This window comes from Micromonospora sp. NPDC005707 (assembly GCF_040631005.1).
Taxonomy (GTDB): Bacteria; Actinomycetota; Actinomycetes; order Mycobacteriales; family Micromonosporaceae; genus Micromonospora.
Genome location: NZ_JBEXYR010000014.1, coordinates 152,669 through 177,281, shown reverse-complemented (window position 1 = coordinate 177,281; position 24,613 = coordinate 152,669). Strand labels below are relative to the sequence as shown.

The following is a 24,613-nucleotide window of genomic DNA, read 5'->3' as shown; positions in this document are numbered from 1 at the left end:
GTCCGCGCGACCGCGGCGATGGCCCCGTTGAAGGTGGCGTCGACCTTGGTGCCCGCCGACACGCCGGCGCCGACCGGCGGGCGCCCCCTCGGCACGTCCACGAGGGAGGGCCGTACGGGAGCGTGCGACCGCCGCCGGCGGCGGTGCGCGCCGTCCCGTCCGGCAGGCGAACGGGAGGTGAATGCCACTGTTCTTTCGTCTTCCCCGGGCCGGTGAGCGCGTGGCACGCTACCGGCACGTAACACCCACTGTGCGACCAGCCAACGATGACTGACCGCTAGGAGGACGGGTCCATGGGCGAGATGGTGAGCTTCACCGGCAACGGGGGGACGAGCGAGGGGTATCTCGCGATACCCTCCGGCGGTGCGGCCAGCCCGGCGGTCATCGTCATCCAGGACTGGTGGGGCCTGGTGCCCCACGTCCGGGCGGTGGTGGACCGCTTCGCCGAGGCCGGCTTCGTCGCGCTCGCGCCCGACTTCCGGCACGGCGGCCCGGCCAGCAAGCCGAGTGAGCCGCGGCAGATGTTGAACAGCACCCAGATGGACGAGGCGGCGAGCGACATCGCGGCGGCCGCGGAATACCTCGCCAACCGTCCCGAGGTCGCCGGCAAGGTGGGCTGCGCGGGGTTCTGCGCCGGCGCCAGCCTGGCGCTCTGGTCCGGCACGTTCTCCGAGCGGATCGTCGCCACCGCCGGCTTCTACCCGCGGCTGCCCTGGGAGGGCATGGCCGCTGGCGCGGCAGACAACGCGGGCCGCGCCGACTGGGCCGGCTACGCCGGCAAAGCCGCGCTCGTGCACTGCTCGGAGGCGGACGGCCTGTCGGCCGCCGACGGGGTGCAGAGCGTCCGCCGGGCCATCGAGGCGGCCGGCGGCACCTGCCAGACCTACGACTACCCCGGGACCGCTCACGCGTTCTTCAACGAGGACCGGCCGGAGCACTTCGACCAGCGGGCCGCCGCGACCGCCTGGGCCCGCACCCTGGAACTCTTCCGGGCCAAGCTTGGCTGAGTCACGTACCCCCGACGAGGTGGTCGCCCGCGCCGCGCGGGCGACCGATCTGGCCGACCTCGACGGCGCGGTCAGCGACTGCTTCGCCTGCCCCCGGCTGGTGGTCTGGCGGGAGGAGGTGGCCCGGGTCAAGCGGGCGGCCTTCCGCGACCAGGACTACTGGGGGCGGCCGGTGCCCGGCTTTGGCCCGGCCGACGCGCGGATCGGCATCCTCGGCCTGGCGCCCGCCGCGCACGGCGGCAACCGCACCGGCCGGATCTTCACCGGGGACCGCTCCGGCGACGTGCTCTTCGCGGCGCTGCACCGGGCCGGGCTGGCGAACCAGGCGACCAGCGTGTCCACCGACGACGGTCTCGCCCTGCGCGACACCCGCATCTTCGCCGCTGTGCGCTGCGCGCCGCCGGACAACAAGCCCACCCCGGCCGAGCGGGACACCTGCGCACCGTGGCTGCACCGGGAGGTCGCGCTGATCCGGCCCACCCTGCGCGTCGTGGTCGCGCTGGGCGCGTTCGCCTGGGCCGCGTGGTGGCCGGTGCTGCGCCACGTGTACGGACAGCGCCCGCCCACTCCGCGCCCGGCGTTCGGCCATGGGGCACACTGGTCCGGCACATCCGCACCGGCGCTGCTCGGCTGCTATCACGTCAGCCAGCAGAACACCTTCACCGGGCGGCTGACGCCAGCGATGTTGGACGACGTGTTCGCCCGGGCGAAGGACCTGGCCGGGGTGGACTGAGGAATGCGTGGGGCGGTGGGATGGACCTCGGCGTGCTGCGCAGGTGGTGGCCGGTCGCTGCGGTGACCCTGCTGCTCGCCGTCGGCGCGCTCGCCGCCGGGCACTCGGCCATCGGGGCGAGCCGCATCCCGCCCGCCGCGGACACCATCCCGTACGTGCCCGACTACCCCTCGGCCGAGGCCGCACCCTCGATCACGGTCGAGCCCCGGGATGCCGGCCCGCCCACCTCGGGTGGCATCCCCGGCTGGCTCGTCACCGCCGCCATCGTGGTGCTCGCGGCGGCCGTGCTGGCCGCGGTCGGCTACGTGCTCTGGACCGTGGTCGGCGGGGCGCTGCGCCGGGCGACCCGCGCGCTGCCCGCGCAGCGGGGCCGGCGCACCGCCGAGGGCACCGCCCGCGAGGTGGTGGCCGCGCTGGACGCCGGCCTGGTGGACCTGGACGACCGGTCCACCGACCCGCGCACGGCGGTGATCGCCTGCTGGGTCCGGCTGGAGGAGGCCGCGCACGATGCCGGGGTGCCCCGGCATGCCGGGGACACGCCCACCGACCTGGTCAGCCGGTTGCTGCGCGGCGATTCCGCGGCCGGCGTCCCGGCCATCGCCAGCGCCGACGTGCTCGACGGCTTCGCGCACGTCTACCGCGAGGCCCGGTACGCCACCCACACCGTCGACGAGCGGATGCGCGACCAGGCCCGGGCCGCCCTGCGCCGGCTGCGCAGCGAGCTGACGACGGTGGCCACCGGCGAGGTGCTGCCGTGAGCACGAGGAGTGAGCCGGTTCTGCGAGCCCCGCAGTCGCGAACGAAGATGGCGCCGTGAGCACCAGCATCGATGACCTGCTCTCGTCCGCCGAGGAGCCCGTCGAGGAGACGCGGCGGTCGGGCGGCGGCCGGGCGCGCTGGGTGCTGCGCACCCTCGCGGTCACCGCCGCGATCGTGGTGGTGGTCGTCGTCGGGCTGCGCGCGGTCGGCCTTCAGGTCTCGCTCTGGGTCATCGTCGCGGGCGTGCTGGCCGTGCTCGCCGTGCGCCGGGTCACCGCCGAGCTGTCGCCCCCGCCGCCGCCCCGGGCCGGCGCCCGCGCCCCGGCCGGCGAGGAGCCCGGCACCTGGAACTGGTCCGCCCGGGACGCGCTGCGCGCCGCGGTCAACAAGTGGGAGCGCCCGCTGGACTGGTGTTCCGGCAACCGCGAGCGGTTCACCGAGCGGGTGCTTCCCCGCCTGGGCGAGCTGGCCGACGAGCGGCTGCGCCAGAAGCACGGCGTCACCCGCGAGTCCGACCCGGCCCGCGCCCGCACCCTGCTGGGCGAGCCGCTGTGGACGTTCCTCGCCACCCCCGCCCGCCGCCCCCCGTCGCCGCGCGACCTCGCGGCGATCGTCGCCGAACTGGAGAAGCTGTCATGAACGACGTGGACCGGAGCATGCCCCCCGCCGAGGTCGGCCAGCTGGCCCGCGCCGTGCTGGACGCGGTCGGCACGGTCGTGGTCGGCAAGCGGGAGGCGCTGGAGCTGGTCCTCGCCGGCATCCTGGCCGGCGGCCACGTGCTGCTGGAGGATCTGCCCGGCCTGGGCAAGACGCTCACGGCGCGGTCGTTCGCGCAGGCCCTCGGGCTGGACTTCCGCCGCCTCCAGTTCACCCCGGACCTGCTGCCCGCCGACGTCACCGGCTCCTTCCTCTACGACCAGCGCAGCGGGGACTTCTCGTTCCGTGCCGGGCCGGTCTTCACCAACCTGCTACTCGCCGACGAGATCAACCGGACCCCGCCGAAGACCCAGTCGGCGCTGCTGGAGGCGATGCAGGAGAAGCAGGTCTCGGTGGAGGGCGTCACCTACCGGCTGGACGAGCCGTTCCACGTGCTCGCCACCGCGAACCCGATCGAGTACGAGGGCACCTACCCGCTGCCCGAGGCGCAGCTCGACCGGTTCCTGCTCCGGGTCTCGTTCGGCTACCCGAACCACGACGAGGAGTGGGAGGTGCTGCGCCGGCGGATCGCCCGCCGCCGCGAGGAGGCCGAGATCAAACCGGTGGTGGACTCCGGCACGCTGCGCGCCATGCAGGCCGCGCTGGAGGACGTCGTCGTCGAGGATTCCATCGGCCGGTACATCGTGGCGCTGACCGCGGCCACCCGGGAGCACCCGTCCGTGCTGGTCGGCGCCTCGCCACGCGGCTCGCTGGCGCTGCTGCTGCTGTCCCGGGTCCGCGCGGTGCTGGCCAACCGGGACTACGTGGTGCCGGAGGATGTCAAGGCGGTGGCGGCGCCCGCGCTGGCACACCGGATCACCCTGCGGCCGGAGATGTGGCTGCGCCGGGTGGATCCGTCCTTCGTGGTCGGTGAGGTGCTGGAGTCGACGCCCGCCCCGGCCAGCGGCGCGCTGCCCAGCTACGCGGCCGGACCGTCCGGGCGCTGATGGCCGACCGTCAGGAACCGGCGAGCGGCTGGGCGCCCACCCGGGCGCTCGGCCGGGCCGTGCTGCTCACCGGCCTGCTGCTGGTCGCGGCGGTGCTGCTCGGCCGCATCGACCTGGTCGTGCTGGCCACCCCGTTCGCGCTGGGCACCGCGTACGCGCTGCGCCGCCGGCCCACCGCCCTGCCCGACCTGGAGATCGGCACCGCGGACGCGCACCTGGTCGAGGGCACCCCGATGGCCGCCACGGTGGCCGTCGCCAACCCGGACACCGTCTCCTACGACCTGGCCGTGGTGCGGACGCGGATGTCGCGCTGGCTGCGGGTGGAGAAGGTCGGCTTCGGCGGGGCCGGGGTGGACGTGAGCCGCTCCGGCGCCGACCGGCCCTTCGTCACCTCGGTGCCGTCCGGCTCCGCCGTCGACCTGGAGCTGACCGGGACGGCGCTGCGCTGGGGGCGGCACCCGATCGGGCCGGCCGGCGCCCGGGTCGCTGCCGCCGACGGGCTGCTCGTGTCGCGGGCCGTGGTCACCGAGGCGGTCCGGATGCGGGTCTACCCGGTGACCGAGCCGTTCGAGGCGGTCGAGGCGATGCCCCGGGCCGCCGGGCTGGTCGGCGCGCACCACTCGCGCCGGCCGGGCGAGGGCGGCGAGCTGGCCGGGGTCCGCGTCTTCGCGCCCGGGGACCGGCTGCGCCGGATCGACTGGCGGGTCTCGCTGCGGGCCCGCCAGCTGCACGTGGCGGCCACCCTCTCCGACCGGGACGCCGAGGTGGTGGTGCTGCTCGACGTGCTGGCCGAGGCGGGCCGCTCCGGCGGCGTAGGCGGGCCGGCGTCCGTGCTGGACACCACGGTCCGGGCGGCCGCCGCGATCGCCGAGCACTACCTGCACCGGGGTGACCGGGTGGCGCTGCTGGAGTACGGCCCGGCCGCCCGCCGGCTGCGCCCGGCCACCGGCCGCCGGCAGTACCTGACCGTGCTGGAGTGGCTGCTCGACGTCCAGGCCGAGGCCTCCCCGCACGAGCCGTACGACCAGGTCTTCGGCCCGCAGCTGCTCTCCTCGGACGCGCTCGTGGTGGTGCTCACCCCGCTGCTCGACGAGCGGTCGGCGCAGATGCTGGCGCGGATGGCCCGGGGTGGGCGGTTCGTCGTGGCGGTGGACACCCTGCCGGCCGAGCTGCCGATGCCGAAGGACCGGGGCTGGACCGAGGTGGCGTACCGGCTGTGGCGGCTGGACCGGGACACGATGATCGGCCAGCTCCGCGAGCACGGCGTGCCGGTGGTGCGCTGGGCCGGCGCCGGCAGCCTCGACCAGGTGCTGCGCGACGTGGCCCGCCTGGCCACGGCACCGAAGGCAGGGATGCGGTGAGCGCGAGGAGTGCAGCGCAGCGGAGCCCCGCAGTCGCGAACGGAAGGTCGGTTCGGTGAGCGCGAGGAGTGCAGCGCAGCGGAGCCCCGCAGTCGCGAACGGAAGGTCGGCTCGGTGAGCGCGAGGAGTGCAGCGCAGCGGAGCCCCGCAGTCGCGAACGAAGAGTGGCGCAGATGAACGATCTCGTCGAGGGGCTGACCGAGCGGGTGCGGGCGCTCCAGCACGCGGCTCGCCGGGTCAGCCCGACCCCGCTGCTGGTGCGGGCCGGCATCTTCCTCACGGTGCTGGTCGGCGTCCTGGTCGCGTACCCCGCACAGGCCTTCACCCCGCGGTCGCTGCTGGCGTTCACGGTGGTGGCGGTGCTGCCGGCGGCCGGTCCGCGGCGGGTCTGGCCGACCTTCGCGGCGCTGGTCACCGTCGGCGGCTGGCTGCTCGCCACGCTCGGCTTCGATCGGCCGCCGGCGCTGTGGCGGCTGCTCGCCGTGGCCACGCTGCTCTATTTGGCGCACACGCTGTGCGCGCTGGCCGCGCTGCTGCCCTACGACGCGGTGGTCGACCCGGATCTGGTGCTGCGCTGGCTGGCGCGGGCCGGTGGGGTGGTGCTGGCCGCCGCCGTGCTCGGCATCGTGCTGGCGTGGCTCGGCGGGGTCGGCGGGGACTCGGGTTCCCAGGCGGCGACGGTGGCGGGACTGCTGGTGGCGGTGGGTCTCAGCGGCCTCCTGGCGTGGCTCCTGCGTCGCAGATAGCGGGATGTCCCGAGAAGTTGCGCAGGTCACAGGGGTTGTGCTCCGTCACAGAAGAGGGTCTCGATCGGGATTAGCCGAGCCGCCCGGGGAAAGATAGATGGCGTGAATCCGAAGCGGATCCTTGTCGTGGGTGCCGGGCATGTGGGCCTGTACGCCGCTCTGCGCCTGTCCAAGAAGCTGAGCTCCCGTGAGGCCGAGGTCATCGTCGTCGACCCGCAGCCGCACATGACCTACCAGCCGTTCCTCCCGGAGGCTTCGGCGGGCAACATCTCCCCGCGGCACGCTGTGGTGCCGCTGCGGCGGGAGTTGCGCAAGTGCAAGGTCGTGGCCGGCACGGTCACCCGGATCGACCACGACCGCAAGACCGCCGTCGTGCAGCCGATCAGCGGCCCGACCCGGGAAATCCAGTACGACCACGTGGTGGTGGCGCCCGGCTCGGTGTCCCGCACCCTGCCGATCCCCGGCCTGCACGAACACGGCATCGGGTTCAAGACCATCGGTGAGGCCATCTTCCTGCGCAACCACGTGCTGGACCGGCTCGACGTGGCGGCCGCCACCACCGACCCCGAGGTCCGCAGCCGCGCCCTGACCTTCGTCTTCGTCGGCGGTGGTTACGCCGGCATCGAGGCGCTCGCCGAGATGGAGGACATGGCCCGGGACGCGCTGCGCTACTACCCGGAGCTGAAGCCGGAGGACATGCGCTGGGTGCTGGTCGAGGCCACCCAGCGGGTGCTGCCCGAGGTCGATCGGGACATGGGCGCCTACACGGTGCAGGAGCTGCTCAAGCGGAACATGGACATCCGCCTGGACACGCGGCTGGAGTCTTGCGTCGACGGGGTCGCGAAGCTCTCCGACGGGGCCAGCTTCCCGTCCGACACGATCGTCTGGACGGCCGGCGTGAAGCCGTCGCCGATGCTGGACGCGACGGACTTCCCGCGCGACGAGCGGCGCCGTGTCACCTGCCTGCCCACCCTCCAGATCGTGGACGGCGACCGGGTGGTCGAGGGCGCGTGGAGCGCCGGCGACTGCGCCGCGGTGCCGGACCTGACCAAGGAGCCGGGCAACTTCTGCTCGCCCAGCGCGCAGCACGCCGTCCGGCAGGCCGCCCGGATGGCCGACAACATCGTGAACGTGATCCGCGGGCGCGAGCCGGTCGACTACAAGCACAAGCACGCGGGCAGCGTGGCCAGCCTCGGCCTGCACAAGGGCGTGGCGCAGGTCTACGGCGTGAAGATGACCGGCTGGCCGGCCTGGTTCATGCACCGCACGTACCACATGTCGCGGATCCCCTCGTTCAACCGCAAGGTCCGGGTCGTGGTCGACTGGACGCTGGCGTTCGTCCTCAAGCGTGAGGTGGTCGCCCTGGGCCAGCTGCACGACCCGCGCGAGGAGTTCGCCGAGGCGTCCGCCCCGCCGGTCGGCGCGCGCGTCTGAACCCAGGCGCGGCAGAGCAACCGGAAAGGGCCCTTCCCGCACGGGAGGGGCCCTTCGCCGTGTCCGGGTCAGAACCGCCAGGTCCAGGCGTCGGCGATGCGGGTGCCCGGCCCGAAGAGCTCCTCCAGGGTCCGGCGCAGGGTCTCCGCGTGCGGCGCGTCGTCGGTCAGCGCCACGCACGACGCGCCCCAGAACTCGATGTCCCGGGCGGCCTGCCGGCGCTGCCGGTCGCCCACCGCCGGCGCCACCCCCCGCTTCGCGACGTCGGCCAGCAGGGCCGAGGTGGGGCGCTGGTACGTGCCCATGGTGGCCGAGCCGTTGCGCCCGTACGGGCCGATGAAGAAGCCCTCCGGCATGCCGAAGGCGCCGCCGGCGGCGGTGCCCCAGCGCATCGGCCACGGGTCCTTCGGGGTGGCCGTGGGCACCGGGACGAGCACCCCGCCGGGGCGTACGCACTGCCGCCAGTGCCCGCCGGTGACGAACTCCGGCAGCGGCGGTCGGTCGGTGGTGGGCAGCGGCGCGGGGAAGACGCTGAGCAGGGCCGCGCCGACCGCGACGGGGACCAGCCGGCGGGCGTGCCCCCGCTCGCCCAGCGCCCGGTGCACGGCCAGCGTGAGCACCGTCCCCACCAGCGGCAGCACCGCCAGGCCGAACCGCGTCGGCAGCGCGCCGTCGATCACCGGCAGACCGGCCAGCAGGGCGTACGGGCCCGGCAGCCCGGTCCGCTCCCCGCCGACCATGACCTCGGGGCCGAGCGAGAGCGCCGCCATCACGAGCGCCCCGGCGAGGCACGCGACGACCAGGGCGCGCCGGCCCAGCCAGACCGCGCAACCGGCGGCCACCAGCAGCAGCGGCCAGCCCAGGAAGCCGTTGAACTCGGCCGGTCCGGTGGTCAGCCGGGCCGCGTCGGCGCCGCCCAGCACGGACAGCGCGGAGAGCCGGGTCCAGCTGGTGAGGTCGGCGGAGAAGTAGTGCGGGCTGAACATCCCGTCCGAGACGCCCTGCGGCCCGGCGAACTGGAGCCACAGCGGGTACGCCAGCACGAGCAGGGCCAGCCCGGCGGCGCACATCAGCCCACCGGCGAAGCCGGGCAGCGCCCGGCGCAGCAGCGCCCGGTCGACCAGCCCGTACGCGACGGCCATGACGAGCAGGGTGAGCGCGGTGAGGAAGAGCACCTCCTCGCCGACGAAGACCTGGACGGTGACGGCGGCGGCCAGCCCGAGCGCCGAGGTGGCCAGCCGGCGGCGGTCCGGGCCGTCGGGGCGGCCGGCCGGGTCGGCGGCAAGGAGCAGCCGGACGACCAGCCAGACGATCACCGGGACCAGCCACTGGGCGGTCATGTGCAGGTGCCCGTTGCTCTGCGAGACCATGCCCGGGCCGAAGCCGCAGAGCGCGGCGCCGAGCCCGGCGGCGAGCCGGCGGGCCCGCAGCGTCCGGTGCAGGAGCAGGTACCAGGCCAGCGCCGTACCGGCCAGGTTGGCCCCGGCCAGCAGGGCGAAGGTGACCGGCGCCCCGAGGACGAGGGTCACCGGGGCGAGCAGCACGCCGAGCGCGATGACCGTGGTGTTGGTCATCAGGTTGACCCCGTCCGGCGCGTTCAGCCGGTCGGTGATCAGGCCGAAGTCGCCGAGCAGCGCACGCGAGTCGACGGCCAGGAACCACTCGTAGAGGGTCTGGTCGGCCGGGTTGAGGGCGAGCATCCGCTGCCCGGGCGCCGGCCAGAGCCCGTGGGTGAGCCAGCCGGCGAACGCGGCGAAGAGCAGGCCGACCAGCAGGTCCGCGCGGTGCCGGCGGCCGGTGGCCAGCAGCCGGGCCGCCCGGCCCGGGCGGATCGCCGGGTCGCGGCGGACCGCCTGGTCGCGGTCGGGCCCGGGGGCGGTGCGGGCGGCGCTGGTCACGGCCTCGACCATATCGGCCGGACCCCTCGGGGTACGCCGGGCCGCGACGCAGCCGCTACGGTGAGATCTGCACCGCGCGTGTCGACGCGCCGGTGTCACCCGCCCGGGTGGTGGAACGGCAGACACGGCCGCCTTAAAAGCGGCTGCCGAAAGGCGTGCGGGTTCGACCCCCGCCCCGGGCACCACACTCTCAGCTTTCCCACAGCTTCGCGCGGCGCGCGGCGTTGCCCCCGCGTTTACCCTGGAGAGGCACGTTCACGTGCATCGACCCCCTGAGGGAGGCCTGAGAAGTGAAGACCTCGAACCCGGTGCTCGCCCGGCTCGGCCAGGCGGCTGAGCGGGAGCGGGCGGCCGGGTACGCCCAGCCCGGGCCGTACGGTCAGCCCGGATATCCGCAGCAGTACCAGCAGTACCCGCAGCAGCAGCCGTACCCGACCGGCCACGGTTACCCGGCGGCCCCGCCCACCGTGACCCCGATGACCCTCGACGACGTGGTCGTCAAGACGGTCCTGATGCTCGGCATCCTCGGCGCCTCGGCCGCGGCGGCCTGGGTGCTCGTGCCGGACGCCCTGACCGGCGTCGCCTGGATCGGCGCCGCCGTGGTCGGCCTCGTCCTCGGCCTGATCATCTCGTTCTCGCGGATGGCCAACCCGGCGCTCGTGGTGGCGTACTCGATCGTCGAGGGCGTCTTCGTCGGCATGGTCAGCAAGACCTTCGACACGCTCTACGACGGCATCGTGCTCCAGGCCGTGGTCGCCACGTTCGGCGTCTTCTTCCTCATGGCGATGATCTACAAGGCACGGATCATCCGGGCCACCCCGAAGTTCGCCCGGATCATGGTGGCGATCATCGCGGGTCTCTTCGGCGTCATGCTGATCAACCTGGTGCTCGCCCTCTTCGGCGTCAACACCCACCTCCGCGACGGCAGCCCGCTGGCCATCGGCTTCAGCCTGGTCTGCATCGTGGTCGCTTCGCTGAGCTTCGTGCTCAACTTCGCGGAGATCGAGGAGGGCGTCCGGATGGGGCTCCCGCAGCGCTACTCCTGGACCGCCGCGTTCGGCATCGTGGTCGGCCTGGTCTGGCTCTACCTGGAGATCCTCCGGCTGCTCAGCTACTTCCAGGGCGACGACTGACCGACCCCGCCCGACCTGCGACGCCCGCCTGCCGCCCCCGCGGCGGCGGGCGTCGTCGTTTGCCCGCCGCCGCCGGGCCGCCCGGGGCAGAGTGGGAGCCGGGGTACGTCGGCGCGAGGAGGTCGCGGTGCGCAGTGCCAACCCGGTGCTGGACCGGCTGGACGACGTCGGCCGGACCGAGCGGCAGGTGCTCGGGGCGGGGGCCGCCGACACCATGACGGTGGCCGACGTGGTCAGCCGGACGGTCGGGCTGCTGCTGCTCACCGGCGTCACCGCCGCCGTGGCCTGGGTGCTCGTGCCGCAGGCCGGGTGGATCTCCGCGGCGCTGGCCGGCAGCGCCCTGGCCAGCCTGGCGCTCGTGCTGGTCATCACGCTGAAGCAGATCACCAACCCGCCACTGATCGCCGGGTACGCGGTGCTCCAGGGTCTGCTGCTCGGCGTGGCCAGCCGCGCCTTCGAACTGGTCTACCCGGGCATCGTGGCGCAGGCGGTGGTCGGCACCTTCGGGGTCTTCCTCGGCATGGCGCTGCTCTACCGGGCCCGGCTCATCCGGGCCACCCCGCGGCTCGCCCGCCTGGTCGTCGGCACCCTCATCGGCATCGTGGCGATCGGCCTGGTCAACCTGGTCACCTACCTGTTCACCGGGAAGCAGGGCGTCGAGGTCTACAGCCTCTCCGCGCGGGTGGGCTGGCTGCCGTACCTCTTCTCGGTGGTCGCGATCATCGCCGGGGCGCTCAGCTTCGTCCTCGACTTCGATCTTGTCGAACGCTCCGCCCGCAACGGCCTGCCCCGCCGGTACGCCTGGTTCTGCGCCTTCGGCCTGCTGGTCGGGCTGATCTTCCTGTACTGGCAGATCCTGCGCCTGCTCAGCTACGTCCGCCGCTGACCGTACGACGACCCCCGCTCGGCTGGCGGCCATGATTCGGCCTCCGCGCCGCCCGGCGGCGCCCCGGTCCGAATGAAGGCCGGTCTCCCGCCGCGTCGCGACCTGGAGCGGTCGTAGACTCGGCCGCGATGAGCGCAGGGGAACTGGACCGGGCGGTGACGCTGCTGGTCCGACAGGTCGGGCACTGGGAGCAGCCGCGCTGGTCGGCGGCGGCCGAGGGCGGCAACGTGTCCCGCGCCGACCTCGTGCACAAGCTGGTCCAGGAGATCGCCAACCTGGCGGCCGACGCCGAGGGGGAGCCGCGCCGCGAGGTGCCCCGGCTTCCCAGCGACCTGGCCCTGCCCGACCAGCTCCGGGTGGTCGCCGCCGACCTGCTGGCGGCCGGCGCGCCGGAGCCCGTGCTGGCCGGGGCGGCCGCCGCGGTCGCCCGGACCCGTTCCACGCTCTGACCGGCGGTCAGCCCGTCAGCCAGCGCCGCACCTTCCGCCGGCGGGCCCGGTGGCGGGCCTTCGCCAGCGCCGGCCCGGCCCGGTCGGCCAGCGCGGCCTGCCGGGCGTGCAGCAGGCCGTAGGTGAAGGTGTTCTCGCCGTCGGCGTACGCCCGCAGCGCCTGCTCGCGCAGCACCGCACGGGTCACCACCGAGTCCTGGTGCGCGCCGAGCGCGTCCTGCAGGTCCTTGAACCGGTCCACCAGCTTCGCGGCGGGCCGGCGCACCTCGATGGCGTACCGGGCCCGCTTGCCCGCCTTGCGCGCCTCGTGCAGGGCGGCGTCGTCCCCGCCCGCGAGCGCCTCGTCCAGCCGGTCGTCGAAGCGGGTCACCGCCCGGCGCACCCGCCGGGTCACCCAGCGGGGCCGTACGCCGCGCGTGGTCGGCCCCTCCACCAGCGCGTCCAGGCGGCGCAGCAGGTCGGTGTAGCGGTCGGAGCCGAGCGCGGCGCGCAGCCCGTCGAGGGCGGCGGCCAGGTCGGCGGCGAACCGTTCGGCGAACCGCGCCGGCACCGGGCCGAGCACCAGCTCCGCGGGTTCCGCGTGCACCGCGTCGGCCAGCCGGGCGGCCATCACCTGGACGTCGCGGACCGGACCGAGCTGCGCGCCCAGCCAGCGCAGCTCCGCCCGCACCTGCTCGCTCTCCGCGCGGTCCCAGAGGCCCCGGAAGGTCCGCAGCGTGGAGCGGAGCCGGCGGACGGCCACCCGCATGTCGTGCACGGCGTCCTCGTCGCCGCCGAGCGCGCCGGCGTGGTGCCCGACCAGCGTGTCGCGTTGGGCGGTGAGGTAGTCGACCACCGGCGCGGCCCCCGGGCCGGAGGGTGCCGAACGGGTGGCGGCGAGCCGGCCGCCCAGCGCGCGGTGCGACTTCGAGACCGGGACGGCCCGGGCGCCGGCCCCGCGCAGCCGGTCGTCCACCGCGTCGAGCAGCGCCTCGTCGCCCTCGACAAGCTCGACCTCCAGCTCGTGCCAGGCCTGCCGCTCGCCGCTCACCAGGTCCTCGGCGTGGACGTCGTCCTCGGCCACCTCGGCCAGCGGGCGGCCGGCCGCGTCGAGCAGGCGGCGTTCCCGGCGGCGGGTGACGACCCGCGCGGCCGGGGCGACCGGCCGGCCACGGGACGCGCCGCGGAAGAGCGCCACCAGTTCGGGCGGCGGGTCGGCGTCCTCCGGCCCGGCCGGGAACTGGTGCTCGGTGCGCGCGCCGCCGACCGCGCCCACCTTGAGGTGCCAGCCCGCGTCGTGCCCGCCGGTCCGCCGCCGCAGCGCGTAGCCGCTGCGCGCCAGCCGGAGGTCGGCGGTGTCCCAGTAGACCGCGTCCAGGTCGAGGGCGGTGGCGTCGGACGTCGTCGTGACGCCACCGCACCCCGTCAGGTCGGGCAGCCGGAATCCCTCGTCGCCGGAGTACTTGCGTTCGCGTTCCACGACGGTCGCCATGGCGCCTCCCGTACCCGGCTTCTGTTGCGGGGAACCGGCCTCAGTTCAGGCGTTCGAGCACCATGGCCATGCCCTGGCCGCCGCCGACGCACATGGTCTCCAGACCGATGGTCCCGTCGTGCCACTCCAGCGCGTTGAGCAGGGTGCCGGTGATCCGCGCGCCGGTCATGCCGAACGGGTGGCCGACGGCGATCGCGCCGCCCATCACGTTCAGCTTCTCCTCGGGGATGCCGAGCTGCCGGTACGACGGGATCACCTGGGCGGCGAACGCCTCGTTGATCTCGACCAGGTCGACGTCGTCGATGGTCATGCCGGCCCGCTTCAGCGCCTGCCTGGACGCCTCGACCGGGCCCAGGCCCATGATCTCGGGCGACAGCGCGGTGACGCCGGTGGAGACGATCCGGGCCAGCGGGGTGAGCCCCAGCTCCTGGGCCCGCTGCGCACTCATGATCACCACGGCGGCCGCCCCGTCGTTGAGCGGACAGCAGTTGCCGGCGGTGATCCGGCCGTCCGGGCGGAAGACCGGCTTCAGGCCGGCCACGGCCTCCAGCGTCACGCCGGGGCGCGGGCCGTCGTCGGTGCTCACCACGGTGCCGTCCGGCGTGGTGACCGGGGTGATCTCGCGGGCCCAGAAGCCGTCCGCGATCGCCTTCTCGGCCAGGTTCTGGCTGCGGACGCCGAACGCGTCCATGTCCTCGCGGGTGACGTCGTGGACCTGGGCGAGGTTCTCCGCGGTCTGCCCCATGGTCAGGTAGATGTCGGGGAGCTGGCCGGCCTCGCGCGGGTCGGTCCACACCTCGGCGCCGCCCTGGGCCCGGGCCTTCGAGCGCTCGCGCGCCTCGGCGAATCGCGGGTTCTCCCAGCCGCCGCCGACCAGCGCCTGCGCCTCCGGCGGGAGGGTGTCCGAGTTGCCCCGCGCGTACCGGGAGACGGTCTCGACGCCGGCGGAGATGAAGACGTCGCCCTCGCCCGCCCGGATCGCGTGCATGGCCATGCGGGTGGTCTGCAGCGAGGAGGCGCAGTAGCGGGTCAGCGTGGCGCCGGGCAGGCCGTCCAGGCCCAGCAGGGTGGCGACCACCCGGGCCATGTTGAAGCCCTGCTCGCCACCGGGCAGGCCGCAGCCCAGGTAGAGGTCGTCGATGGTGGTGGGATCGAGCGCCGGGACCTTGTCGAGGGCGGCCTGGACGATCGTGGCGGCGAGGTCGTCCGGGCGGACCTCCCGCAGGGAACCCTTGAACGCGCGGCCGATGGGGGACCGGGCGGTGGCGACGATGACGGCGTCGCGGGGCGACTCAATCGGCATGAACCAACGTTAACCCGCCGGTAACTTGTGGCGGAAGCCGCGCGGCGGGCGGGAAATGTCACCCCGCCGGGGCTCAGTGGTGGTGCCGGTAGGCGACCGCGGCGGCCGCCTCGACCGCCGGCAGCAGGGCGTGCGCCCAGACCCGGTAGCCGTCGGCGGAGGGGTGGAAGCCGTCGTGGCAGAGGGTGCCGGCGTCCGCCCGGAACACCGGGCCGGTCTCGGTGGCCAGGTCGACGACGCTGCCCCCGGCGTCGAGCACGGCGCCCGTCTGGGCGCGGGCCATCCGCCGCCCGGCCCAGCCGAGCACCTGCCGCAGCGGGGACGCGACCGCGCGGACCGCGCCGAGGTCGGGGCAGGTGCCCACGACCACCTCGACGTGCGCCTCGCGCAGCCGGCGCACCGCCGAGCCGAGGTAGGCCGCCGCGTCGGCCGGGCGGGCCAGCCCGGTGGCGTCGTTCGCCCCGATCAGGATCACCGCCACGTCGGGCCGCTCGCCGAGCAGCGCCCGGGCCACCTGGGTGGCCAGGTCGGTGGAGCGGGAGCCGGAGACCCCGACGCTGGACAGGTGCACCCGCCGGCCGGCGGGCGCCTCGCTCAGCAGTTGGGCGAGCTGGCCGCCGATGGTCTCCTCGAAGCGGTCGACGCCGACGCCGAGCGCCGACGAGTCGCCGAGCAGCACCAGCCGCAGCGGCGGGGCGTCCGCCCGGCCGACCGTGGCGCGCAGCGCGAGACCCAGCTCGGGCTGGGCGTATTCCCGGCTCCGGGCGGCGATGGCCTGGCCGGCGAGGACCACCGCCCCGCCCACCGTGCCGGCGAGCAGGGAGAGCGCGGCGGCCCGACCAAGCCGGACCGCGAGCTCGTTACGCTCGGTCACCACGACGCCTCCCCAGCTCCCCTGACCCGCGGGCGGGTCTGCTCCTGGCGAACGGCGTCGACATGAGCATGGCACACGTTGTGCCTGCTGATGATGCCTCCGCCGCCCCGCTCACGCCAGCCCCTCCACCTGGGCCGGATCGGCGGCGGCACCGGGCTGCGGCACCGCGCCGACGCCGAAGAAGGCCCGCCGCCGAAGCTGCGCCCATCGTCCACCGGGCCCGCGCTCGCGGCCGCGAACCTGGGCGGCGCTGACCTCGGTGCCGGCGTGCCGGGCGGCCTCCTGGGCCGCCTCGGGGAGCGACCGTACGCCTTCCGCGTGGGCGAGCGAAGGCCGGCGTTCCTGGCCGGCGCCCAACGCGGAGAGCACGGTCGGTAGCAGCGCCGCCGCGGCCACCGCGTACCCCTCGGCGGACGGGTGGAACCGGTCCCAGGCGAACATGCGGGTCGGCTCGGCGGCGAACCGCGGGCCCAGCAGGTCGCCCAGCGAGACCGTCCAGCCGCCCGCCTCCACCACAGCCATCGTCTGGGCGGCGGCGAGCTGGCGGCTCCAGCGCCGGGCCAGCCAGCGCAGCGGCGGCTGGATCGGCCGGATCGCGCCCAGGTCGGGGCAGGTGCCGACGACCACCTCGCAGCCGGCGGCCCGCAGCGTGCGGACCGCGTCGACCAGGTAGCGCACGGCCACCGAGAGCGGGGTGCGGTTGGTGACGTCGTTGCCGCCGACCAGGACGACCGCGATGTCCGGTTCGACCTCCAGGGCCGACTCGACCTGCGGCCTGAGCCCGGCCGACAGGGCGCCCACCACGGCGAACCGGTGCAGCCGGACCGGCCGGTGCAACCGGCGGGACAGCCCGGTGGCGAGCAGCGCGCCGGGGGTCTCGCGGCGGCGGTGCACGCCGTAGCCGGCGGCCGAGGAGTCACCGAGGATCACCATGGTGACCGGCGGGCCGGGAAGCTTCGCGCCGTAGACGCCGTCGCAGCGCGGCGGGGGCGCCTCGGCCATGGGGATGGTGCGCCGGGCCTGGCGGGCCTGCCCGAGCAGCACCCCGCCCGTGACGACGGTGGCCGCCACCGTGGCGCCCGTGCCGATCGCCGTCACGCGGGCGATCCGCCGGGCGCGCTGCCAGCCGCCGTGCGCGACGGAACCAGCGTCCCCCATGCACCGACATTATCGCGCCACCACGACACCCGCTCTCCGCGTGATCGTCATGGCTGGGACGGGACCGTTCCGGGTACCGGTAGGGCAGGGGCGGGCTTGCACCGGGACCGCACCCTGGTCGAGCGGAGAGGGGCGAGGAGATGGGGAAGACGTTGAAACGGAGCGCGGCCTTCACGGCGCTGGCCCGGGCGCTGGCCGCCGGAGCGCGGGGTGGCCCGTCGCTGGGCGCCCGGTTGGCGGCGCTGCCGCGGATGATCCGGGCCACCGCCCGGGGCGAGTACGACGGCGGCCTGCGGCTGGCCCTGATGGCCGGCGCCACGGCGTACATCGTCTCGCCGATCGACCTGCTGCCGGAGATCCCGCTGGCGATCTTCGGCCTGGCCGACGACGCCGTCATGGTCACCTGGCTGGCCGGCAGCGTGCTCGCCGAGACCGAGCGCTTCCTGGAGTGGGAGGCACGTCGCAGGTCCGTCATCCCGGGGCATGTGGCGCCCTGACGGCACGTACCCTGGGCGACGAACTGACGACTTTCCGGCCGCCCCACGACGGCGGCGCAACGAAGGGCACAACGAGGTGCAGTACTACGACAACGTGGTCGAGCTGATCGGCAACACCCCGCTGGTACGCCTGCGCAACGTCACCGAGGGCATCCAGGCGACCGTGCTGGCGAAGGTGGAATACGTCAACCCGGGCGGCTCGGTCAAGGACCGGATCGCGCTGCGCATGGTCGAGGACGCCGAGAAGGCCGGCCTGCTCCAGCCGGGCGGCACGATCGTCGAGCCGACCAGCGGCAACACCGGCGTCGGGCTGGCCCTCGTCGCCCAGCTCAAGGGCTACAAGTGCGTCTTCGTCTGCCCCGACAAGGTCAGCCAGGACAAGCAGGACGTGCTGCGGGCGTACGGCGCCGAGGTCGTGGTCTGCCCGACCGCCGTGGCGCCGGAGGACCCGCGCTCCTACTACAACGTCTCCGACCGGCTGACCCGGGAGATCCCCGGCGCCTGGAAGCCCAACCAGTACAGCAACCCGGCCAACCCGCGCTCGCACTACGAGACCACCGGGCCGGAGATCTGGCAGCAGACCGAGGGGCGGCTCACCCACTTCGTGGCGGGCGTCGGCACCGGCGGCACCATCTCCGGCATCGGCCGCTACCTGAAGGAGGCGTCCGAGGGGCGGGTCCGGGTGGTCGGCGCGGACCCGGAGGGTTCGGTCTACTCCGGCGGCACCGGCCGGCCCTACCTGGTCGAGGGCGTCGGCGAGGACTTCTGGCCGGAGACCTACGACCGGTCCGTGGCCGACGAGATCGTCGAGGTGTCCGACAAGCAGTCCTTCGAGATGACCCGGCGGCTGGCCCGCGAGGAGGGGCTGCTGGTCGGCGGCTCCTGCGGCATGGCCGTGGTGGCCGCCCTGGAGGTGGCCCGCAAGGCCGGCCCGGACGACGTGGTCGTGGTGCTGCTGCCGGACAGCGGCAAGGGCTACCTGTCGAAGATCTTCAACGACAGCTGGATGGCCCGCTACGGCTTCCTCGACAACTCGGGCACCGAGCCGACCGTGGCCGAGGCGCTCGCCAACAAGCCGGGCGGCCTGCCCGAGCTGGTGCACGTCCACCCGACCGAGACGGTCCGCGACGCGATCGACTACATGCGGGAATACGGCGTCTCCCAGCTCCCGGTGCTCAAGGCCGAGCCGCCCGTGGTGACCGGCGAGGTGGCCGGCTCGATCGCCGAGAAGGACCTGCTCGACGCGCTCTTCACCGGCCAGGCCCACCTGCACGACACCATCGAGCGGCACATGACCGACCCGCTGCCCATGATCGGTGGCGGCCAGCCGGTGAGCGAGGCGGTCGGGCTGCTGGAGAAGGCCGACGCCGCGCTGGTGCTGGTCGACGGCAAGCCCAAGGGCGTGCTGACCCGCCAGGACCTGCTCGCCCACCTCGGCGCCCGCTGACCCACGTCGACACGAGGGCCGCACCCCCGGCGGGTGCGGCCCTCGTTCGCGTCAGCGGCTCAGCTCGGTCGGGACGGCCACCACGTCCACGTACGCGCCCTTGCGCAGCACGGTGACCGGCAGGCGGGCGCCGATCGCCGGGCCGAGCATCAACCGTTGCAGGCCCTGGCCGTCCTGCACGGGCCGGCCGCCGGCCGCCACGATGATGTCGCCGAGGTAGAGCCCGGCCGTTCCGGCCGGACTGCCCGGCACCACCTCGACCACGCGCAGCCCGCGCCGCTGCCCGGTCCGGGCGGTGATCTCCGGTGGCAGCGGCACCGGCACGCCGGCCACGCCGAGCCAGGCCCGGCGGACCCGGCCGTCGGCGGTGAGGTCCGCGATGATCTGCCGGGTGGTGGCGTTGACCGGCACGGCCAGCCCGAGGCCGTACCCGGCGACCGCGGTGTTGACCCCGACCACCCGGCCGGCCGAGTCGGCCAGCGCGCCGCCCGAGTTGCCCGGGTTGAGTGCCGCGTCGGTCTGGATGACGTCCTCGATGAGCCGGGTGACCCGCCCGTCCCGGGCCGGCAGCGACCGGCCCAGCCCGGAGACCACCCCGGCGGTGACCGACCCGGCCAGCCCCATCGGGTTGCCGACGGCGACCACCAGCTGGCCGATCCGCAGCCGGTCCGCGTCGCCCAGCTCCACGGGCTCGATGGTCGCCCGTTCCGCCCGCAGCACGGCCAGGTCGGAGAGCGGGTCGGCGCCCACCACCCGGAACCCGGTCTCAGTGCCGTCGCCGAAGGCGGCCGACCCGTCCCGGGCGCCCTGCACCACGTGGGCGCTGGTGAGCAGCAGCCCGTCCGGGCCGATCACCACGGCCGAACCGGCGCCGGCGCCGCGCGCGGTCCGCACCGCCAGGGCGGCCACGCTGGGCAGCACCCGGGCGGCCACGCCGCTCACCACCCGGGAGTACGCGTCGAGCGCGGCGTCCTCGGCCCGCTCGGTGTGCTCGGTGTCCATGCCGATCCCAACGCGCCCACATCGACGCCCATGCCCCGATCCGCTCAGAGCGAACGGCAATAGCGGAGCTGGGGGACGAGGGCGGTGCCGATGACGTCGTCGCGCTGCTCGCCCGTGGCGGTCCAGCCGCCGCGCTCGTAGAACCGGCGGGCGGTCGCGTTCTCCCGGAGCACCCAGAGCACCGCCCGGGACCAGCCGCGGGCCCGCATGGCGTCGAGGGCGTCCACCATCAGCGCCCGCCCGGTGCCCCGCCCCCGCTCCGCCGGCTCCAGGTGGATGGCGTTGAGCAGGCCGGTGGCCGGATCGCCCTCGTCGTCGGGCCCCAGATAGCTGAAGCCGACGAGCCGGCCGTCCCGCTCGACCACGGTCATCCGGTGGTCCGCGCGCTCCCAGGTCACCCGCTCGATCCAGTACCGGCCCATCGCCTCCGGGGTCGGATCGGCCAGCGCCTCCGCGGCCAGGAACGACGAGTACGCCGCGACCCGGGACCGCTGGTGCAGGGCGCCGACCGCCATGAGATCGGCCTCGGTGGCCGGGCGCAGGGAGATCGTCATCAGGCCGAGGCTACCCGCCGGGGCGGCACCTGCACCGTCATCAGGTCCTCGGCGATCACCAGCTCCCCGGCGAAGTGCTCGCGGGCCTCGTCGGCGAAGCGGCGCGGGTCCGCGTACCGCTGGGAGAAGTGGGTGAGCACGAGCGTGCGTACCCCCGACTCGGCCGCCACCCGCGCGGCCTGACCGGCGGTGAGGTGCCCGGCCTCGGCGGCGAGGGCGGCCTCGGACTCCAGGAAGGTCGACTCGATGACCAGCAGGTCGGCGTGCTCGGCCAGGGCCCACACCCCGTCGCAGAGGCCGGTGTCCATCACGAAGGCGAACCGCTGCCCCGGCCGGGTCACGCTCACCTCCTCCCGGGTGACGCGGCGCCCGTCCAGGTCCAGGTGGCCGTCGCGGAGGAGTTGCCCGACCGCCGGGCCGGCGATGCCGTACGCGGACAGCTTCTCCGGCAGCATCCGGCAGCCGTCCGGCTCGACGAGCCGGTAGCCGTACGTCTCGATGGGGTGCCGCAGCCGGCGGGCCTCCAGCGTGCCGATGCCCAGCGTGATCCGCTGCCCGTCCGCCTCGACCGGCTCGACGGCCAGCTCGGCGGTCTCGTAGAAGCTCGACGCGTGCCGCAGCCGGGCGAAGTACTCGGCGCCCCCGGCGGGGAAGTGCACGGCCACCGGGCGGGGGACCCGGTCCAGGGAGAGCCGCTGGATCATGCCGGGCAGGCCCAGGCAGTGGTCGCCGTGGAAGTGGGTGACGCAGATCCGGGTCAGGTCGGTGGCGGAGATCCCGGTGTGCAGCATCTGCCGCTGGCTGCCCTCGCCGGGGTCGAAGAGGAGCACCTCGTCGTCCCAGCGCAGCAGGTAGCCGTTGTGGTTGCGCTGCCGGGTGGGCGCCTGGCTGGCCGTACCGAGGATCACCAGCTCGCGCATCGACACGCGGGGCCTCCCAGACATGAAGCGACCCCCGGGGCTTCCGCGCTCGCGCGCGGGCCGGCTGGACTGGGCCGGCACCCCGGGGGTCGGGTGGCTGTCGTGGTTTCGCCGCACCGCTGCCACACGGTCTCGACGATGGTGCCTTGCTGCCCGCCTCGCGGCGGACGGGATTTCACTGTCGAGGACAGCGGCTAGCGGACAGCCACCTCACGAGTCCGATTGCTATACAAGTCTGGACCACCTCCTTTCCCGTGTACCGCCACGCTATCGACTTCCCGTCGCGCTCGGCAACGGATTTGGATCACAGCCCGACGGGGAATCCCGAGCGCCGGCCGATCACTCCACGCCGATGGGGCCCTCTCGCGGACCCTCCTCGGAGGCGGGCTGGACGGCCAGCGACGGGAAATCGGCCAGGTCGCCCTCGGGCTCGGCGTCCCACTCGGGGAACACCAGCGGCTTCTGCAGGTAGAGGCAGAGCAGTTGGGCGAGATGCCGCAGCCCGTCCAGGTGGGTGCGCTCGTGCCCGTGGGTGGCGTCCACGCCGAAGCCGAGCAGCGCCACCCGGGCGTGGGCGCCCGCCTCGACCGCCGCCGCCACGTCCGAGCGGTAGTAGTCGAAGACGTCCCGGACCAGGTGGACGCCGTGCTCCCGGGCGATCGCGGCGAGGTGCCGGGTGAGGTGGTAGTCGAACGGGCCCACCCCGTCGCCCATGGCCAGGGTGGCCGCGTCCTCCCGGGACTGCTGGCCGGGCGCGACCACCGCGGCGTCCACCGAGACGATCTCCGCGACGTCGGGGTCGAGGCCGTGGCTGGCCCCGTGCCCGATCTCCTCGGTGACCGTGACCAGCAGGTGCGCGGTGACCGCCGGGGTGACGCCCGCGTCGACCATCGCCTTGAACGCGGTCAGCACCGCGGCCACCCCGGCCTTGTCGTCCAGGTGCCGGGACCTGACGTACCCGCTCGGGGTGATCGTCGGGTTGGCGAGCAGCGCGACGAAATCTCCGGCGTCGACGCCGAGCGCCCGGAGCCCGGCCTCGTCGGTGACCGGCTCGTCGACCCGGACCTCGATCAGCTCCCAGCCGACGCCCTGGAGGTCGACGCCCTCGTTGTAGCGGTGCCCGCTGGCCTTCAGCGGCAGCACCTGGCCGGTGACCACCCGGTCCAGGTCGTCGGTGAAGATCCGCACGTGGGCGCCCTCGGCGAAGCGGGCGCTGTGCGTGCCGATCGGCTTCACCTCCAGCCGGCCGTTCTCCTTCAGCCGCTTCACCATGCCGCCGATGGTGTCGGTGTGCACCACGATGGCCCGGTCGGCGCCGGTCGACCGCGGCCCCGGCAGGGACGCGCTGAGCGCCCCGCGCCGGGTCAGCGTCGAGCCGATGCCGAGCGCCGAGAGCCGCTCGCCCACGTACTGCTGCACGTGGTCGGTACGCCCCGACGGGCTGGGGATCTCCAGCAGCTCCACCAGCACCTGGCGCAGGTAGTCGAGGTCGAGCTCCAGCGGCTTCGGGCTCACGCGGCCCCTCCCGCCCCGGCCGGCGACCAGAGCCGCTGCGGCGCCCGGGTGCCGGGGAAGAGCAGGTCGACGAAGCGCTCGGCGGTCGGCTGCGGCTCGTGGTTGGCCAGCCCGGGCCGCTCGTTCGCCTCGATGAACACGTGCTCCGGCCGGTCGGCGGCGGGGACCAGCAGGTCCAGCCCGGTGACCGGGATGTCCAGCGCCCGGCTGGCCGTCACGCACGCCTCGGCGATGGCCGGGTGCAGCTCGGCGGTCACGTCGTGGATCGTGCCCCCGGTGTGCAGGTTCGCGGTCCGCCGGACGGCCAGGACCTGCCCCTCGGGGAGCACGTCGTGCATCCGGTGGCCGGCCTCGGCCACCACCTCGCGGGTCATGTCGTCGATCGGGATCCGGGACTCGCCGCCGGTGGCCGCCGCGCGGCGGCGGCTCTGCCGCTCGATCAGCTCGGTGACGTCGTGCACCCCGTCCCCGGTGATCTGCGCGGGCCGGCGGACCGCCGCGGCCACCACCTCGTGGTCGATGACGATCACCCGCAGGTCCTCGCCCTCCCGCAGCTCCTCGATCAGCACGTCCGGGCAGAACCGGCGGGCCAGCTCGACGGCGGCGGTCAGCGCCTCCGGCGTGCGGACCCCGACCGTGATGCCGTTGCCCTGCTCGCCCCGGGCCGGCTTGACCACGACCGGGCCGACGTCGGCAAGGAAGGCCAGGTCGTCGGCGTCGCCCGTGGCGGTCCGGCCGCGCGGCACCGACAGGCCCGCCTCGGTGAGGATGCGCCGGGTGACCCGCTTGTCGTCGCAGCGGCTCATCGCCACCGCCGAGGTCAGCTCGGAGAGCGACTCGCGGGTGTGCACGGTCCGGCCGCCGCTGCTCAGCCGCAGCTCACCCCAGCGCGGATCGGTCACCTCCACCCGGATGCCGCGCCGCATGGCCTCGTCCGCGACGATCTTCGCGTACGGGTTCAGCTCGTCGTAGCCCGCCGGCATGGCGGGCAGGAACAGCCGTTCGTTGATCGGGTTCTTCCGCTTCACGCAGAGCGTCCCGGTGCGGTGGAAGCCGAGCCGCTCGTAGAGCCGGATCGCCCCCGAGTTCTCGGCCAGCACCGACAGGTCGACGTACGCCCGGCCCCGCGTGTCGAGCCGGTCGGCCAGCGCGGTGAGCAGCGCCTGGCCGGTGCCGGGCGGGGCGGTGTTGAAGTCCACGGTCAGGCACCAGAGGCTCGCGCCGTTCTCCGGGTCGCCGAAGACCGCGACGTGGTCCACCCCGGTGATGGTGCCGACCACCTCGCCGGTGGCGTCCTCGGCGACCAGGTGCAGGAACCGGTCGGTGGCGGCGTTGTCGACCAGCACCTCCACCGGCGCGGTGACCATGCCGTTGCGGGCGTAGATCCGGTTCACCGCGTCCGCGTCGTCGGCGTCGCGCAGCGGCCGGACGGCCAGGCCGGGGATCTCGACGCTCTCGGTGGCGGCCGGCCGCCGCTCGCCCAGCGGCAGCCGGTAGGTCAGCGACGGGTCGATGAACAGCTCGTCGGGGAGGCGGGAGACCAGCACGTGCGGGTCGCGCAGGTAGATGCAGATGTCCCGGGCGCCGACCGCCTCGGAGCGCAGCACGTCGGCGACCTCGACCTGCTCGGCGAAGGTCTGCCCGAAGACCAGCCGGCCCCAGCCGCAGTCCAGCACCACGCCGGACCCGTCGCCGGGCTCCTGGCGCGGCTCCGGTGTGCCGGGCGCCACCGGGTCGCCGCCCGGGCCGACCCGCTCCCGGCGCCGGCCCAGCACCCGTTCCCGATCGGTACGCGCGGCTCCCGTCGCGAGGGTGTCGGTCAC

At 74.7% G+C, this 24,613-nt stretch carries 23 protein-coding genes and 1 tRNA gene; 14 read left to right on the top strand and 10 right to left on the bottom strand.

The features are described 5' to 3' along the window. Positions 1 to 293 precede the first annotated feature (293 nt). The 8 genes from ABZ452_RS25650 to ABZ452_RS25615 all read left to right on the top strand — a co-directional run bounded on the left by ABZ452_RS25650 (position 294) and on the right by ABZ452_RS25615 (position 7,683). Positions 294 to 1,007, top strand: a complete 714-nt coding sequence (locus ABZ452_RS25650) for a dienelactone hydrolase family protein (protein ID WP_357947765.1) — start codon at positions 294 to 296, stop codon at positions 1,005 to 1,007. A gap of 19 nt (positions 1,008 to 1,026) precedes the next feature. Continuing rightward, entirely contained in the window at positions 1,027 to 1,740 is a 714-nt protein-coding gene (locus tag ABZ452_RS25645; RefSeq protein WP_357947779.1) for a uracil-DNA glycosylase, read from the top strand. A gap of 20 nt (positions 1,741 to 1,760) precedes the next feature. Then, a complete protein-coding gene (locus tag ABZ452_RS25640; protein ID WP_357947762.1) occupies positions 1,761 to 2,498 on the top strand; it encodes a DUF4129 domain-containing protein in 738 nt (245 codons plus the stop codon). A gap of 55 nt (positions 2,499 to 2,553) precedes the next feature. Further along, a complete protein-coding gene (locus ABZ452_RS25635; RefSeq protein ID WP_357947759.1) occupies positions 2,554 to 3,138 on the top strand; it encodes a hypothetical protein in 585 nt (194 codons plus the stop codon). Continuing rightward, positions 3,135 to 4,142 carry a MoxR family ATPase gene (locus tag ABZ452_RS25630; RefSeq protein WP_357947756.1) on the top strand — a complete coding sequence of 336 codons (1,008 nt, stop codon included), beginning with the start codon at positions 3,135 to 3,137 and terminating at the stop codon, positions 4,140 to 4,142. Before ABZ452_RS25635 ends, ABZ452_RS25630 begins: the two co-directional genes overlap by 4 nt. After that, complete coding sequence (locus ABZ452_RS25625; protein ID WP_357947753.1) at positions 4,142 to 5,503, top strand: DUF58 domain-containing protein; 1,362 nt, start codon at positions 4,142 to 4,144, stop codon at positions 5,501 to 5,503. Before ABZ452_RS25630 ends, ABZ452_RS25625 begins: the two co-directional genes overlap by 1 nt. 173 nt (positions 5,504 to 5,676) lie before the next feature. After that, complete coding sequence (locus tag ABZ452_RS25620; protein WP_357947751.1) at positions 5,677 to 6,249, top strand: hypothetical protein; 573 nt, start codon at positions 5,677 to 5,679, stop codon at positions 6,247 to 6,249. A gap of 102 nt (positions 6,250 to 6,351) precedes the next feature. Further along, complete coding sequence (locus ABZ452_RS25615; protein WP_357947748.1) at positions 6,352 to 7,683, top strand: NAD(P)/FAD-dependent oxidoreductase; 1,332 nt, start codon at positions 6,352 to 6,354, stop codon at positions 7,681 to 7,683. 68 nt (positions 7,684 to 7,751) lie between these two features. On the opposite strand, the gene ABZ452_RS25610 is transcribed toward ABZ452_RS25615, so the two are convergent. Next, the gene (locus ABZ452_RS25610) at positions 7,752 to 9,581 is read right to left on the bottom strand and encodes a hypothetical protein (protein WP_357947745.1); all 1,830 of its coding nucleotides are present in this window, start codon (positions 9,579 to 9,581) and stop codon (positions 7,752 to 7,754) included. Between the two features lie 101 nt (positions 9,582 to 9,682). Here ABZ452_RS25610 and ABZ452_RS25605 point away from each other — a divergent pair. The 4 genes from ABZ452_RS25605 to ABZ452_RS25590 all read left to right on the top strand — a co-directional run bounded on the left by ABZ452_RS25605 (position 9,683) and on the right by ABZ452_RS25590 (position 12,049). Beyond that, positions 9,683 to 9,766 (top strand) — tRNA-Leu (locus ABZ452_RS25605). Positions 9,767 to 9,871: 105 nt separating this feature from the next. Further along, the gene (locus tag ABZ452_RS25600) at positions 9,872 to 10,714 is read left to right on the top strand and encodes a Bax inhibitor-1/YccA family protein (protein WP_357947742.1); all 843 of its coding nucleotides are present in this window, start codon (positions 9,872 to 9,874) and stop codon (positions 10,712 to 10,714) included. A 127-nt stretch (positions 10,715 to 10,841) separates the two neighbouring features. Further along, positions 10,842 to 11,600: a Bax inhibitor-1/YccA family protein gene (locus ABZ452_RS25595; RefSeq protein WP_357947739.1), complete on the top strand. Its 759-nt coding sequence runs from the start codon at positions 10,842 to 10,844 to the stop codon at positions 11,598 to 11,600. Between the two features lie 128 nt (positions 11,601 to 11,728). Further along, positions 11,729 to 12,049, top strand: a complete 321-nt coding sequence (locus ABZ452_RS25590; protein WP_357947736.1) for a hypothetical protein — start codon at positions 11,729 to 11,731, stop codon at positions 12,047 to 12,049. Positions 12,050 to 12,056: 7 nt separating this feature from the next. On the opposite strand, the gene ABZ452_RS25585 is transcribed toward ABZ452_RS25590, so the two are convergent. The 4 genes from ABZ452_RS25585 to ABZ452_RS25570 all read right to left on the bottom strand — a co-directional run bounded on the left by ABZ452_RS25585 (position 12,057) and on the right by ABZ452_RS25570 (position 16,855). Next, positions 12,057 to 13,520: a CYTH and CHAD domain-containing protein gene (locus ABZ452_RS25585; protein WP_357947734.1), complete on the bottom strand. Its 1,464-nt coding sequence runs from the start codon at positions 13,518 to 13,520 to the stop codon at positions 12,057 to 12,059. Positions 13,521 to 13,560: 40 nt separating this feature from the next. Further along, entirely contained in the window at positions 13,561 to 14,823 is a 1,263-nt protein-coding gene (locus ABZ452_RS25580) for an acetyl-CoA C-acetyltransferase (protein ID WP_357947731.1), read from the bottom strand. Positions 14,824 to 14,896: 73 nt separating this feature from the next. Further along, positions 14,897 to 15,697, bottom strand: a complete 801-nt coding sequence (locus ABZ452_RS25575; RefSeq protein ID WP_357947728.1) for an SGNH/GDSL hydrolase family protein — start codon at positions 15,695 to 15,697, stop codon at positions 14,897 to 14,899. A gap of 111 nt (positions 15,698 to 15,808) precedes the next feature. Beyond that, complete coding sequence (locus ABZ452_RS25570; protein WP_357947725.1) at positions 15,809 to 16,855, bottom strand: SGNH/GDSL hydrolase family protein; 1,047 nt, start codon at positions 16,853 to 16,855, stop codon at positions 15,809 to 15,811. Positions 16,856 to 16,995: 140 nt separating this feature from the next. Here ABZ452_RS25570 and ABZ452_RS25565 point away from each other — a divergent pair, with 140 nt between their 5' ends. Further along, a complete protein-coding gene (locus tag ABZ452_RS25565; RefSeq protein ID WP_357947722.1) occupies positions 16,996 to 17,352 on the top strand; it encodes a YkvA family protein in 357 nt (118 codons plus the stop codon). Between the two features lie 76 nt (positions 17,353 to 17,428). After that, entirely contained in the window at positions 17,429 to 18,799 is a 1,371-nt protein-coding gene (locus ABZ452_RS25560; protein ID WP_357947719.1) for a cystathionine beta-synthase, read from the top strand. A 51-nt stretch (positions 18,800 to 18,850) separates the two neighbouring features. Here the strand turns inward: ABZ452_RS25560 and ABZ452_RS25555 are convergent, their stop codons facing one another. From ABZ452_RS25555 to ngg, 5 genes are all read right to left on the bottom strand, one after another. Beyond that, positions 18,851 to 19,801: a trypsin-like peptidase domain-containing protein gene (locus ABZ452_RS25555; RefSeq protein ID WP_357947716.1), complete on the bottom strand. Its 951-nt coding sequence runs from the start codon at positions 19,799 to 19,801 to the stop codon at positions 18,851 to 18,853. A gap of 44 nt (positions 19,802 to 19,845) precedes the next feature. Next, entirely contained in the window at positions 19,846 to 20,355 is a 510-nt protein-coding gene (locus ABZ452_RS25550; protein ID WP_357947713.1) for a GNAT family N-acetyltransferase, read from the bottom strand. After that, positions 20,355 to 21,281 carry a ribonuclease Z gene (locus tag ABZ452_RS25545; RefSeq protein WP_357947710.1) on the bottom strand — a complete coding sequence of 309 codons (927 nt, stop codon included), beginning with the start codon at positions 21,279 to 21,281 and terminating at the stop codon, positions 20,355 to 20,357. The genes ABZ452_RS25550 and ABZ452_RS25545 overlap by 1 nt, the downstream gene beginning before the upstream one ends. Before the next feature lie 333 nt (positions 21,282 to 21,614). Further along, entirely contained in the window at positions 21,615 to 22,790 is a 1,176-nt protein-coding gene (locus ABZ452_RS25540) for an osmoprotectant NAGGN system M42 family peptidase (protein WP_357947707.1), read from the bottom strand. Next, complete coding sequence (gene ngg / locus ABZ452_RS25535) at positions 22,787 to 24,613, bottom strand: N-acetylglutaminylglutamine synthetase (RefSeq protein ID WP_357947704.1); 1,827 nt, start codon at positions 24,611 to 24,613, stop codon at positions 22,787 to 22,789. The genes ABZ452_RS25540 and ngg overlap by 4 nt, the downstream gene beginning before the upstream one ends.

Coding starts and splice junctions, on each gene's coding strand:
- ABZ452_RS25650 (WP_357947765.1), top strand. CDS start 294: ATGGGCGAGATGGTGAGCTTCACCGGCAACGGGGGGACGAGCGAGGGG.
- ABZ452_RS25640 (WP_357947762.1), top strand. CDS start 1,761: ATGGACCTCGGCGTGCTGCGCAGGTGGTGGCCGGTCGCTGCGGTGACC.
- ABZ452_RS25630 (WP_357947756.1), top strand. CDS start 3,135: ATGAACGACGTGGACCGGAGCATGCCCCCCGCCGAGGTCGGCCAGCTG.
- ABZ452_RS25625 (WP_357947753.1), top strand. CDS start 4,142: ATGGCCGACCGTCAGGAACCGGCGAGCGGCTGGGCGCCCACCCGGGCG.
- ABZ452_RS25620 (WP_357947751.1), top strand. CDS start 5,677: ATGAACGATCTCGTCGAGGGGCTGACCGAGCGGGTGCGGGCGCTCCAG.
- ABZ452_RS25590 (WP_357947736.1), top strand. CDS start 11,729: ATGAGCGCAGGGGAACTGGACCGGGCGGTGACGCTGCTGGTCCGACAG.
- ABZ452_RS25585 (WP_357947734.1), bottom strand. CDS start 13,520: ATGGCGACCGTCGTGGAACGCGAACGCAAGTACTCCGGCGACGAGGGA.
- ABZ452_RS25580 (WP_357947731.1), bottom strand. CDS start 14,823: ATGCCGATTGAGTCGCCCCGCGACGCCGTCATCGTCGCCACCGCCCGG.
- ABZ452_RS25570 (WP_357947725.1), bottom strand. CDS start 16,855: ATGGGGGACGCTGGTTCCGTCGCGCACGGCGGCTGGCAGCGCGCCCGG.
- ABZ452_RS25565 (WP_357947722.1), top strand. CDS start 16,996: ATGGGGAAGACGTTGAAACGGAGCGCGGCCTTCACGGCGCTGGCCCGG.
- ABZ452_RS25555 (WP_357947716.1), bottom strand. CDS start 19,801: ATGGACACCGAGCACACCGAGCGGGCCGAGGACGCCGCGCTCGACGCG.
- ABZ452_RS25550 (WP_357947713.1), bottom strand. CDS start 20,355: ATGACGATCTCCCTGCGCCCGGCCACCGAGGCCGATCTCATGGCGGTC.